Source organism: Microvirga terrae (assembly GCF_013307435.2).
GTDB lineage: Bacteria > Pseudomonadota > Alphaproteobacteria > Rhizobiales > Beijerinckiaceae > Microvirga > Microvirga terrae.
Genome location: NZ_CP102845.1, coordinates 1,572,456 through 1,584,682 on the forward strand (window position 1 = coordinate 1,572,456; position 12,227 = coordinate 1,584,682).

The following is a 12,227-nucleotide window of genomic DNA, read 5'->3' on the forward strand; positions in this document are numbered from 1 at the left end:
AGAGATCCATGGCGAAGCACGTTGCCGTCCTCTATGGCGGCTGGTCGGCGGAGCGCGAGGTGAGCCTGAACTCCGGCCGGGCCTGCTGCAGGGCCCTCGAGGGGCAGGGCTACAAGGTCACCCCCATCGACGTGCAGCCCGACATCGCCACCGTTCTCCAGGCCGTTGCGCCTGACGTGGTGTTCAACGCTCTCCATGGGCGCGTGGGCGAGGACGGAACCATCCAAGGTCTGCTCGAAATCTTAAGGATTCCCTATACCCATTCCGGTGTTCTCGCCTCGGCGCTCGCCATGCAGAAGGACAAGGCCAAAATGGTCATGGCGGCCGCCGGCGTGTCGGTGCCCAAGGGGAAAGTCGTTAACCGCCTCGAGGCGGCGAAAAGCCACGTCCTGCCGGCGCCCTACGTGGTCAAACCGATCAGCGAGGGCTCGTCGGTGGGCGTCATCATCGTCCGCGAGGACCGCTCCCATCCGCCCCAGGAGCTGACCCGGGACGATTGGGCCTTCGGCGAGCAAGTCCTTGTGGAATCATATGTTGCGGGCCGGGAACTGACCTGCGCGGTCATGGGCGACAGGGCGCTTGGGGTCATCGACATCCAGCCCGCCACCGGGGTCTTCTACGATTACGATGCGAAATATGTGAAGGGGGGCTCCATTCACGTCCTCCCGGCAGAAATTAAACCGAATATTTACCAAAAGGTCCAAGAGTTGGCGTTAACGGCGCATCAAGCGCTCGGCTGTCGGGGAATCAGCCGCGCCGACTTGCGGTACGACGACACTCCTGGGGGAACCGGGGAACTCGTCGTTCTTGAAGTCAACACGCAACCCGGCATGACCGAGACGAGCTTGGTGCCAGAACTGGCAGCCCACGCGGGCTATTCGTTTGGCGAGCTTGTGCAATGGATGGTGGAGGACGCTACCTGCAACCGATGACGGCCTACCCGGCCGGATTCGCCGTTGCGCGCCCTGCCTCCGCGGGGCGGGGGGCAGGGGCCTCCCCGGTTGGGAAGCCCCTGCGGATCACAAAGCTTTTCGGTTCTTCGCGCAGCGTCCGCCGGCGCTCGGTGGGTCGTCCCCTCGAACAGCGCCTTCCGCGCTTTCTCGGAAGCGGCCTGGCGCTCGGATTCTTCGCCACCGTGGTCGGATTCGGGCTCTGGCAGGGCGGTCACATCGACGGCTTCATCCGCGCCTACGGCGAGCCGCATCACGCCCTCGCGCGCGCTGTCGGTCTCGGCCTCGATCAGGTGACGATCTCCGGCATCTCGCAGATGAGTGAGACCGAGGTCCTGGCCGCGGCGGGCATCAATGCCAAGCAGTCGCTGGCCTTTCTCGACGTGAATGGTCTGCGCGAGCGCCTGGAGCGCGTTCCGATGGTCAAGTCGGCCACGGTGCGCAAGCTCTATCCGAACGAACTGGTCATCACGCTCACCGAGCGCGAGGCGCACGGGATCTGGCAGAACAACGGCGAGTTGTTCGTGATCGCGGCGGACGGCACCGTGATCGACCTGATGCAGGACGAGCGCTACCTCGACCTTCCGTTCGTGGTCGGCGAGGGCGCCAACTCCCGCAGCAAGGAATATCTCGCGCTCCTCGAGGCCGCGGGTCCGCTCAAGGGCCGCATCCGTGCGGGCACCCTCGTGGCCGGGCGGCGCTGGACGCTCAAGATGGACAACGGCATGGACGTGCGCCTGCCGGAGCTGAAGGCCGCCGACGCGCTGGCCCGGCTCGTGAAGCTCGAGAACGAGCAGAAGATTCTGGAGAAGGACGTTCTGGCGATCGATCTGCGCATGGCGGATCGCGTCGTCGTCCGGTTGACGGAAGAGGCAGCCCTGGCCCGCGCCGAGGCGCTCAAGAAAAAACCAATGCGCGGCAAGGGGGTCGATACATGAGTCTCTCGGGTCACGGTTTGACGCCACGCTTGAAGCCGCTGTCGGCGCGCAAGAGCGCCATCCTGTCGGTCCTGGACGTGGGCACGAGCAAGGTCGTCTGCGTGGTGGCGGAACTGAAGCCGGCCGACGAGGTCGAATCCCTGCGCAGCCGCACCCACGTGGCGCGCATCCTCGGCATCGGCCATCAACGGTCCACGGGCCTCAAGGGCGGCGTGGTCGTCGATCTCGAAGCGGCCGAATCCGCGATCCGTCAGGCGGTCCATGCCGCCGAGCGGATGGCGAAGGTCGAGATTCAGTCGGTGATCGTCAACCTCACCGGCGGGCGTCTGGCGTCGGAGCATTTCGAGGCGCACATTCCCGTGCGCGGCGCCGTCGGCTCCGGGGACGTTCACCGCGTTCTCGATGCGGCTTCGAGCTACGATCTGCGCCGCGGCCGGACTGTTCTGCACGCTCTGCCCACCGGCTTCTCGCTCGACCAGCAGCACCACATCGTCGATCCCGCCGGCATGATCGGCGAGCGCCTCGGTGCGGACCTGCACGTGGTCACGTCGGAGGCTGCGGCGGCGCGCAACCTGATGCTTGCCGTCGAACGCTGCCATCTCGGCGTCGAAGCCGTGATCGCGACGCCCTACGCGGCCGGGCTCTCGGCGCTCGTCGACGACGAAGCCGACATGGGCTGCGCCGTGGTCGACATGGGCGGCGGCACCACGAGCGTCGGCATCTTCTCCAACGGGCATCTGGTCCATACCGATGCCATCGCGGTCGGCGGTCATCACGTGACCATGGACATCGCGCGCGGTCTCACGACCCGCGTGTCCGCCGCCGAACGGCTCAAGACTCTCTACGGCTCCGCCATCACGTCGAGCGCGGATGACCGGGACATGATCGCGGTGCCGCAGGTCGATGAGGACGAACGGGACGTTCCGAATCATCTGCCGAAATCGCACCTCGTTCGCATCATCAAGCCGCGGGTCGAGGAAGTTCTCGAACTCGTGCGCGACCGGTTGAAAGGTGCGGGCTTCGCGGCCCAGGCCGGACGGCGGGTCGTGCTGACGGGCGGCGCAAGCCAGCTCGTCGGGCTGCCGGAAACGGCGCGCCGCATCTTGCAGGGCCAGGTTCGTGTCGGGCGTCCGCTCGGCATCAAGGGTCTGCCTGAAGCGGCAAAGGGCCCCGCCTTTTCGGCGGTGGTCGGCCTCCTGGTTTATCCGCAGGTGGCACACATCGAGTATTTCGAGCCGCGGTCCAGCGGCTTGTTTCAGAGTACGGGAACCGACGGCTACTTCTCGCGAGTGGGCCGGTGGATTCGCGAGAGTTTTTAAGTCGAGTAACGCGTTGGCGCGGCGGGCCATCGTGATGAGTTCAAGTTAACAAGGGTCAGCGTCCGCCAAACGCTCATCAGTACAAGGCCAGAAGAGGCACAGGTCATGGCTATCAATCAGCAAGCTCCGGACATCCGGGAACTCAGGCCGCACATCACGGTTTTCGGCGTCGGTGGCGCCGGTGGAAACGCCGTGAACAACATGATTGAATCGGGTCTCGAAGGCGTCGAGTTCGTGGTGTCGAACACCGACGCTCAGGCTCTGGCCTCCTCCAAGGCGCAGCGCGTGATCCAGATGGGCGTCCAGGTCACCGAGGGCCTCGGGGCCGGCTCTCAGCCGGAAGTCGGCCGCGCGGCGGCCGAAGAGGTGATCGACGAGATCCGCGATCAGCTCGCCGGTTCGCACATGGTGTTCATCACCGCCGGCATGGGCGGCGGCACCGGCACGGGCGCGGCTCCCGTCGTGGCGCGGGCGGCCCGCGAGCTCGGTATACTGACGGTCGGCGTCGTCACGAAGCCGTTCCAGTTTGAAGGCGTGCGCCGCATGCGTCTGGCGGAAGCCGGAATCAACGAGCTGCAGCAGGCGGTGGACACGCTCATCGTGATCCCGAACCAGAACCTGTTCCGCGTCGCCACCGAGAAGACGACCTTCGCGGACGCCTTCGCCATGGCCGACCAGGTGCTCTATTCCGGCGTCGCCTGCATCACCGACCTGATGGTGAAGGAAGGCCTCATCAACCTCGACTTCGCCGACGTGCGCTCCGTCATGCGCGGCATGGGCAAGGCCATGATGGGCACCGGCGAGGCTTCCGGGGAGAAGCGCGCCATCCGGGCGGCCGAGGCGGCCATCGCGAACCCGCTCCTCGACGACGTGTCGATGAAGGGCGCGCGCGGCCTGCTCATCTCGATCACGGGCGGCAACGATCTCACCCTCTACGAGCTCGACGAGGCCGCGACCCGCATCCGCGAGGAAGTGGACCAGGATGCCAACATCATCCTCGGCGCAACCTTCGACGAGAGCCTGGAGGGCATCATCCGCGTGTCCGTCGTGGCTACCGGCATCGACCATGCCATGCTGGAGAACGGCGGTGATCTGACGGCCACCGAGCAGCGGATCTCCGAGGTGGCCGAGCGCCTGCGCGCCGAGGCCCGGGCCCGCGCGACGTCCCCTCAAGTCACGCCGACCTTTCGCTCCGCCGCCCAAGCCGAACCGGTGAAGGCGGCTCCGTCCCTGTCCCATAGCGTGGCCGCCATGGCCCCGGTCGCCGCGGTCGCTCCCGTGGCCGTCGCCCAGCCGGTCGAACCGGCCCCGCAGCCGGTGATTCGCGACGACGTGGTCCTCACGCCGGCTCAGCCCCGCCAGGCAGTGGCCTACGAGGCTCCGGCTCCGCAGCAGCCGGTCTATGAGGAGCCGGTAGAGCAGGGAGCGTTCATCCCGCCCCAGGCAGAGCGCGCCATGCGTCCGGCCCGGATGCCGAGGATCGACGAACTCCCGATGCCGGCCCAGAACCAGATCCGGGCCAGCCGTGGGGAGGAGCCCTCCCACGAGCACAAGCCGTCCCTGATCCAGCGCCTCGCGACCATCGGCTTCGGCCGCCGCGAGGAGCCCCAGCACGCTCCCGCCGAGCCGCGCCAGGAGGCCCCACGCCAGCCCATGTCGTCGGTCCATGCCGAGTATGCCCGCCGGCCCGTTCCGCCCCAGGCTCAGCGTCCCGCGCAGGCCCCGATGGCCCAGGCTCCCCGGGCTCACTCCGAGGACGATCAGCTGGAGATTCCCGCCTTCCTGCGCCGTCAGGCCAACTAACTTGACCTAACGTAACGTTAGGAATTGTTGCAAAAGGCCCCCAGCCCTGTCCGGCTGGGGGCCTTCTTTGTTAAAAAATCATTAACATCAATGACTTGGGAGTTATCCCAATTGTAACACAAAGTAAGAAAGCGTGATTTGGCCTAGCCTGGCAGGGGGACTAAGGTGCCCTCACATCAAAGGGGCAGCGCTAATGAGAAGCCTGCCGGTCGGAAGTCACAACGCAGCAAATGCAGCTTCCCCGGCGAAACAGGCTCAGTTTGGCGACAAGGGTAGTTGAGGTTCAGGAATAATGAAGCAAAGCCAGCAAACCACGCTTCGCGCCGCCGTGACCCTCGTTGGAACCGGAGTCCATTCCGGGGATGAAGTGAAGATGATCCTTCATCCGGCTGAAGTGAACCATGGCATTGCTTTCCTGCGCACCGGCCTGTCCGGTGGCCTGGACCGACTGATCGACGCTCGGCATCTGGCGGTGACCGCCACCGAGCTTTGCACGGTGATCGGCGACCGCGACACGGGCGCGGTCGCCACCATCGAGCATCTGATGGCGGCTCTGTCCGGCCTCGGCATCGACAACGTGCTCGTCGAGATCGACGGGCCGGAGGTTCCGATCCTGGATGGCAGCTCGGCCCCGTTCATCGATGCGATCGACCAGGTCGGCATCGCGGTTCAGGGCGCGACGCGCCGCTACCTCAAGGTGCTCAAGCCCGTGCGCGTGACGCAGGGCAAAGCCTTTGCCGAGCTTCTTCCCAACGACCGCGCCTTCCGCCTGGACGTGGAGATCGATTTCCCCACCCCGGTGATCGGCCGCCAGCGCAAGGCCGTCGACCTTTCACCCTCGGTCTTCCGCCGCGAGATCTCCCGCGCCCGCACCTTCGGCTTCATGCGGGACGTGGAGAAGCTCTGGAGCGCCGGCTTCGCGCTCGGTGCCTCCCTGGAGAACACGGTCGCCATCGGCGACGACGGCATCATGAACCCCGAGGGCCTGCGCTACGCGGACGAGTTCGTCCGTCACAAGCTGCTCGACGCGGTCGGCGACCTGTCCCTGGCCGGACTGCCCCTGCTCGGCACCTACCGGTCCTATTGCGGCGGTCACCGCATGAACTTCTCGGTGCTCGAGGCCCTGTTCTCGAGCCGCTCCAACTACGCCATCGTGGACGCCGTTCCGCGCCGCGAGACGGGCTATGCCGAGATCGGCAGCATGGCGGCCTCGGTTCTCGCTCCCGAGATGCACTGAGTCGCCGTCCGGCGGCTCCGTCTCCCTGCTCCAGGCAGCAAGCGCCCATTGGCCGCATGATTTCGTGCAGGCTTTCTTAATTCCTGTTGGGTAAACCATCACGTATGGGCTTGGCTCTGGCCCCATGCTTGGGCTAAAGAACGCTCGGTGCATCGTTAAAACATCGGGCACGGTTTTTGGAGGACCGCGAGGCATGTCGTTCGCGAAGGCTTATGCAGGTATGAAAGGCGCGTCCGCCCGCGCTCTGATCCTTGGCGTCTGCGCCTTGGGGCTCGCGGGCTGCGAATCCCTTTCGTCGCTCAATCCGTTCGACAAGAGCGAGACCTACAAGCCCGAGATCGTCACGGGTGCCCCGGCGGAAGAGATCTACAACGATGGTCTGGCCCGGGTGCAGAAGGGCGATTTCAACGGCGCGGTGAAGAAGTTCAGCAGCCTCGACAAGCAGTTTCCCTATTCCGAATGGTCCCGCAAGGGCCTGATCATGGAGGCCTACGCCAATTACGAGGGCGGCTTCTATGAGGAATCCATCACGGCGTCCAAGCGCTACCTCCAGAGCTATCCCAACACGTCGGATGCGGCCTACGCCCAGTATCTGATGGCGTCGTCCTATTACGATCAGATCCCGGACATCACCCGCGATCAGGAGAAGTCCGAGCGCGCCATTCTGGCCCTGCAGGAGCTGATCCAGCGCTATCCGAGTTCCGAATACACGGCCGATGCCCGGAAGAAGCTCCAGGTCGCCAGCGACCAGCTCGCCGGCAAGGAGCTGGAGGTCGGGCGCTTCTACCTGCAGAAGCGCAACTATGCGGGTGCCATCAACCGCTTCCGCACCGTCGTTTCGCGCTACCAGACGACCCGCCACGTGGAAGAGGCGCTCGAGCGCCTCACCGAGGCCTACATGGCCATGGGCATCGTCAACGAGGCGCAGACCGCAGCCGCCGTTCTCGGCCACAACTTCCCTGACAGTCCTTGGTACAAGGACGCCCATGCTCTGCTGACCAAAGGCGGCGTCGAGCCGCGCGAGGATTCCCAGTCCTGGATCAGCAAGGCGTTCCGCGGCGTTCCCCAGGTCAGTCAGCGTACGGGCTAAGCCTCACCCTCCATGCTCATCCAGCTGGCGATCCGCGATATCGTCCTCATCGACAGGCTTGAGCTTCACTTTCATGAGGGCCTGAGCGTCCTCACGGGTGAGACGGGCGCTGGCAAGTCGATCCTGCTCGATGCCTTCGCCCTAGCCCTCGGCGGCCGCGGCGACGGCAGCCTCGTGCGCCATGGCGAGAGCCAGGGTCAGGTCACGGCGGTGTTCGACTGCCCGCTCGACCACCCGGCCCGCCGCATCGCGGCCGATGCCGACATCGATGTCGACGGCGATCTGATCCTGCGCCGCGTGCAGGTGGCCGATGGGCGCACCCGTGCCTTCGTCAACGACCAGCCCGTGAGCGTGCAGGTGCTCAAGGCCATCGGCGCGACCCTGGTCGAGATCCATGGCCAGCACGACGACCGCGCCCTCGTCGATCCCGCCACGCACCGGGCGATCCTCGACGCCTTCGGCGGCCTTGCGGGCGAGGTCCAGACCGTGGCCGAGGCCTCGCGCCGCGCCCGCGAGGCGCGCCACGCCCTGCACGAGCACCGCGGCCGCATCGAGAAGGCCCGCAAGGAGGCCGATTTCCTGCGCCATGCGGTCGAGGAGCTGACCACCCTCAATCCGCAGGCCGGCGAGGAGGAGGCCCTGGCCGAGCGGCGGGTCGTGATGATGCAGTCGGAGAAGGTCGCCCAGGATCTCAACGAGGCCTATGAGGTCGTCGCCGGTAACACGTCGCCGGTCAACGAGCTTTCGGCCGCCGTGCGCAAGCTCGAGCGCCGGGGCACCCAGGCGCCGGCCCTGGTGGAACCCAGCGTCAAGGCGCTCGACGCCGCGCTCGTCGCCATCGACGAGGCGAGGGCGGCCCTGGAGGACGCGATCCGAGCCACCGAATACGACCCGCGCGAGCTGGAGCAGGCGGAGGAGCGTCTCTTCGCCCTTCGGGCTGCCGCGCGCAAATACGACGTTCCGGCCGACGAGCTCGCCGCCCTGCGCACGCGCTTCGAGGACGACGTGGCCGCCATCGACGCGGGCGAGGAGCAGCTGGCGGGCCTGGAGAAGGCCCTGAAGGAGGCCGACGACGCTTACGTGAAGAGCGCCAAAGCGCTCTCTGCAGGCCGGAAGAAGGCCGCTCAGGCGCTCGATGCCGCCGTTCAGGCCGAGCTGCCGCCCCTCAAGCTGGAGCGTGCCCGGTTCATCACCGACATCCAGATCGACGAGACCAGCCGGGATCCGAGCGGCTTCGAGCGCATCGAATTCTGGGCCCAGACCAATCCCGGCACCCGCCCCGGTCCCCTGATGAAGGTGGCGTCGGGGGGCGAATTGTCCCGCTTCATGCTGGCCCTGAAGGTGGTGCTGGCGGATAAGGGCTCGGCTCCGACCCTGGTCTTCGACGAGATCGACACCGGCGTCGGCGGCGCGGTGGCGGACGCCATCGGCCAGCGGCTCGCGCGGCTCGCGCGCAAGGTGCAGGTCATGGCCGTCACCCACGCGCCCCAGGTCGCCGCCAAGGCCGGCAGCCACTTCCTCATCGCCAAGGAGGGAGTGCGGGGAGCCGAGGATCGGGTCGCCACCCGGGTGATCCCGCTCGAGGCGACGCCGCGGCGGGAGGAGATCGCCCGCATGCTCGCCGGCGCGACGATCACCGAGGAGGCCCGCGCGGCCGCGGCGCGGCTGCTCGAGGCGGCCGCCCATTGAGGGCGGACACAGGGTTTCAAGCCCCGTAGGTCAGCTTCGGATACCAGTCCGTGCCGCGTCCCTCGGGGGTCATGTCGAGCACGTTCCACAGGGGCGCGAGATCCGGGGCGCCGCGGGGATCCTGGCCGGGATCGGCAGAATCGCCGGTCATCTCGCCGCTCCAGAAATGCCGGATCGTCCCGTCGCGGCGGGTAAAGACGTTGAAGCCCGGGATTTCCGAACCGTCCTCCAGAACGCCGAAATAATCGCGGGAATAGTGGCCGTTGAGGTCGGTATAAAGCTTCAGGTTCTTCCAGCCGCGCTCCTCCTTCCAGGCGACGAGCCGCCCGATCGGCGAGCGCGCCACGACCGCGAACGCCATGCGCTGCTGAATGTCGGCGCCATTGCCTTCGACGGCTCCGAGCAGGTTGGTGCACATGGGGCAGGGGCGTTCACGCTGCGGCCCGAACATGTAGCTGTAGACGGCAAGCGTCGGCTTGTCACCGAAGAGGTCGGCGAAGCCCGCCGGGCCGTCCTCCCCCTCGAAGCGGTAATCGCCGGTCACCTCGCCGCCGGGCGGCAGGGCGCGGCGCTGGGCGGCGACACGCTCCAGGTGGCGGCGCAGTTCGATCTCCTCCGCCAGCAGGGCCGTGCGTGCGGCGCGGTACTCGGGGCTTTCGTTCGGAAAGCGGACCGGCGAGCGGCGCGCGAGCTCGGCCGCGGGTATGAGCGTATGGGGCATGGAAGGCTCCGTCTCGAGGTCCATTCAGGGTTGTCGGGATGCTCCGGTCAGGCGGTCGCGGGCGCGTTCTCCCGGAACGGCTGCAGTTGCGCCTCGAGGGCCTTCCTGAAGGCCGGCCGTTCGGTGCACCGGCGGACATAGGCGCCGAGATTGGCATAGCGCTCCAAAAGCCCGGTCTCGACCAGCTCGCGCAGGACCATGGCCATCATCAGGTCGCCCGCCGTGAAGCGGTCTTCGAGATAATCCCGCTCGCCGAGCCAGGTGCTGAGAGAGGCCAATCGCTTGGAGAGCATGGCCTCCGCCTGCGGCCGGCGCTCCTTGGTCCAGGCCTCGCCCGCATGGAAGACGTCGAGCTGAACCAGGTTCTGCACGAACGGCTCCACCGAGTTCAAGGCGGCGATCACCCAGGTCATGACCCGGGCGCGACCCGCTTCGTCCGCCGGTGCGAGCGCCTCGGACCGCATCGCGAGATGCAGCACGATCGCGCCGGATTCGAAGATCTCGACCGCATCGTCCCGGTAGGCCGGAACCTGGCCGAAAGGCTGCCATTCCCGATAGGCCGTGGTGGCCTGGACGGCCGGGTCGATCAGGGTCGCCTCGTAGGGGAGCCCGGCCTCCTCGAGGGCCCAGCGCACACGAAGATCGCGGACATAGCCCTGCGCGAAGGGCGGCACCCATTTGAAAGCCGATACATGGATGGTCATGGCGTTGCCTCCTGGAATCACGCCCTGCGCGGGCCGACGAGGCCGAACAGCCCCCCCTGCGGGTCGGTGGCCACGACGATGAACATGCCGCCCGGAACCTCGGCGGGTCCGTAGTGGATCGTGCCGCCGTTACCCGAGACGGCTTTCGCCGCGCCGTCGATGTCCTCGACGCCGAAATAGAAGGTCCAGGCCGGCGGCGGCCCATCCGGCGTACGCCTCATGACGGCCCCGATCGTCCGGCCGCCATGGTCGATGAACTGGTAGTCGCCCATCTCGCCCATCGGCATGGCGCCGCCCTTCGTCCAGCCGAACCGGGCCGTGTAGAAGGCGAGAGCCGCCGCGGGATCGCTCGTGGAGAGCTCGTTCCAGTGGCAATGGCCGGGCCGGCTCTGGTCGAAAGCGGTGCTCGTTCCGTCCATGGCGCCGCGCATCACGTAGAGCATGACGCCCTGCGGGTCCGCGAGCATGGCGAACCGGCCCACGCCGGGAATGTCGGTCGGCGGCATGTGCTGGGTGCCTCCGGCCCGCACGATCTCGGACGCCGTCTCATCGACGTCGTCAACGGCCACGTAGCCGAGCCAGGTGGGGCGCATCCCCGCGCTCTCGGCGCCTGCCGGAAAGGGCATCAAACCGCCCACATCCACGCCCCGGATCCCGAAAACCCGGTAGCCGCGGTCGGAGCCCTCCGCGGGCCGCTCCTGCCACCCGACCACCGCGCCATAGAAGCGCGCGGCCGCGTCGGCATCGCGGGTGAGAAGTTCATACCAGATGAAGTCGCCGTGCTGATTGGCCATGTGACACCTTACACATCCAGAATCGGCATGAAGCCGCCGAAGATCATGCGCTTGCCGTCGAACGGCATCTGCTCGCCCATGGCCTGCATGCGCGGATCGGTCATGATCTTGTGGTTGGCGGCGTCCCGGACCTCCTTCGACGGATACTCGATCCAGCTGAACACCACGGTCTCGTCGTCCTTGGCCTGCACCGAGCGGCGGAAGTCGGTCAGCTTGCCGTCCGGGACGTCATCGCCCCAGCACTCCACCATCCGGGTGGCGCCGAACTCCTTGAACAGGGGGGCGGCCTCGGCGGCATGGCGGCGGTATTCTTCCTTCTTGTCCGCCGGCACGGCGAGCACGAAGCCATCGACATACTTCATTGCGTATCTCCCTTGAGACTCCTGGAATCGGAGCCGGATGTCGCGGCGCTTCCCGCGCCTGTTTTCCTTGACAAATGAGTTGATATCAACATAATTGGGCCATGTCAAACCCCCGTGACGTGCCCTTCGAGACCACTCACCTGATCCGTGACGCCTGCCTGTGCCTTCACGTCCAGCGCGCCGCCCGCACGCTGTCGCGCCTGTTCGACGAGGCTCTGCGGCCGGTCGGACTGACCTCGGGGCAGTTCTCGCTGCTGAATGCACTCAATCGTCCCGCGCCGCCCTCCATCGCCCCGGTGGCGCAGCTGCTCGCCATGGACCGGACCACCCTGACGGCCGCCCTGAAGCCTCTGGAGCGGGACGGCCTCGTGGCCGTCGCCCGCGACCCCGACGACCGTCGCAACCGTCTTCTGCGCCTCACCGACAAGGGCCGGGGGGTTCTGGCCTCGGCCGTTCCGATCTGGCGCGACCTTCACGGCGCCATCGAGGAGGGGCTGCCGGCCCTCGATCCCGACGCCCTGCGCGGCGCCCTGAGGGGCTTGTCGCGCCCGACGCCGACCGGGACGATCCAAGGCTGAGGATGGCCGTCCGGGTCGCACTCCCGGAGCGGCGCCCTGTCG

12 protein-coding genes are annotated in these 12,227 nt (G+C 67.0%); 8 read left to right on the forward strand and 4 right to left on the reverse strand.

The features are described from left to right. Positions 1-8: 8 nt before the first annotated feature. The 7 genes from HPT29_RS07435 to recN all read left to right on the forward strand — a co-directional run bounded on the left by HPT29_RS07435 (position 9) and on the right by recN (position 9,026). Complete coding sequence (locus HPT29_RS07435) at positions 9-932, forward strand: D-alanine--D-alanine ligase (protein WP_173947380.1); 924 nt, start codon at positions 9-11, stop codon at positions 930-932. Next, positions 899-1,888 carry a cell division protein FtsQ/DivIB gene (locus HPT29_RS07440; RefSeq protein WP_173947381.1) on the forward strand — a complete coding sequence of 330 codons (990 nt, stop codon included), beginning with the start codon at positions 899-901 and terminating at the stop codon, positions 1,886-1,888. The genes HPT29_RS07435 and HPT29_RS07440 overlap by 34 nt, the downstream gene beginning before the upstream one ends. Beyond that, positions 1,885-3,207: a cell division protein FtsA gene (gene ftsA / locus HPT29_RS07445; RefSeq protein ID WP_173947382.1), complete on the forward strand. Its 1,323-nt coding sequence runs from the start codon at positions 1,885-1,887 to the stop codon at positions 3,205-3,207. The genes HPT29_RS07440 and ftsA overlap by 4 nt, the downstream gene beginning before the upstream one ends. 105 nt (positions 3,208-3,312) lie before the next feature. Continuing rightward, positions 3,313-5,010 (forward strand): cell division protein FtsZ, encoded by a 1,698-nt coding sequence (gene ftsZ, locus HPT29_RS07450; protein ID WP_173947383.1) that lies wholly within the window; start codon positions 3,313-3,315, stop codon positions 5,008-5,010. A gap of 292 nt (positions 5,011-5,302) precedes the next feature. Further along, positions 5,303-6,247, forward strand: a complete 945-nt coding sequence (lpxC, locus tag HPT29_RS07455; RefSeq protein ID WP_173947384.1) for a UDP-3-O-acyl-N-acetylglucosamine deacetylase — start codon at positions 5,303-5,305, stop codon at positions 6,245-6,247. 193 nt (positions 6,248-6,440) lie between these two features. After that, entirely contained in the window at positions 6,441-7,337 is an 897-nt protein-coding gene (locus HPT29_RS07460; protein WP_173947385.1) for an outer membrane protein assembly factor BamD, read from the forward strand. Positions 7,338-7,349: 12 nt separating this feature from the next. Beyond that, the gene (gene recN, locus HPT29_RS07465; RefSeq protein WP_173947386.1) at positions 7,350-9,026 is read left to right on the forward strand and encodes a DNA repair protein RecN; all 1,677 of its coding nucleotides are present in this window, start codon (positions 7,350-7,352) and stop codon (positions 9,024-9,026) included. Between the two features lie 16 nt (positions 9,027-9,042). On the opposite strand, the gene HPT29_RS07470 is transcribed toward recN, so the two are convergent. From HPT29_RS07470 to HPT29_RS07485, 4 genes are read right to left on the reverse strand one after another with little or no spacing between them, the layout of a single operon-like run. After that, positions 9,043-9,747 carry a DUF899 family protein gene (locus HPT29_RS07470; protein ID WP_173947387.1) on the reverse strand — a complete coding sequence of 235 codons (705 nt, stop codon included), beginning with the start codon at positions 9,745-9,747 and terminating at the stop codon, positions 9,043-9,045. A gap of 47 nt (positions 9,748-9,794) precedes the next feature. Then, the gene (locus HPT29_RS07475; protein WP_173947388.1) at positions 9,795-10,451 is read right to left on the reverse strand and encodes a glutathione S-transferase family protein; all 657 of its coding nucleotides are present in this window, start codon (positions 10,449-10,451) and stop codon (positions 9,795-9,797) included. Positions 10,452-10,468: 17 nt separating this feature from the next. After that, entirely contained in the window at positions 10,469-11,245 is a 777-nt protein-coding gene (locus tag HPT29_RS07480; RefSeq protein ID WP_173947389.1) for a VOC family protein, read from the reverse strand. A gap of 8 nt (positions 11,246-11,253) precedes the next feature. After that, positions 11,254-11,607: a DUF1428 domain-containing protein gene (locus HPT29_RS07485; RefSeq protein WP_173947390.1), complete on the reverse strand. Its 354-nt coding sequence runs from the start codon at positions 11,605-11,607 to the stop codon at positions 11,254-11,256. Between the two features lie 101 nt (positions 11,608-11,708). On the opposite strand from HPT29_RS07485, the gene HPT29_RS07490 reads away from it, so the two are divergent. After that, positions 11,709-12,185 (forward strand): MarR family winged helix-turn-helix transcriptional regulator, encoded by a 477-nt coding sequence (locus tag HPT29_RS07490; protein WP_173947391.1) that lies wholly within the window; start codon positions 11,709-11,711, stop codon positions 12,183-12,185. The last annotated feature ends 42 nt before the right edge of the window (positions 12,186-12,227 follow it).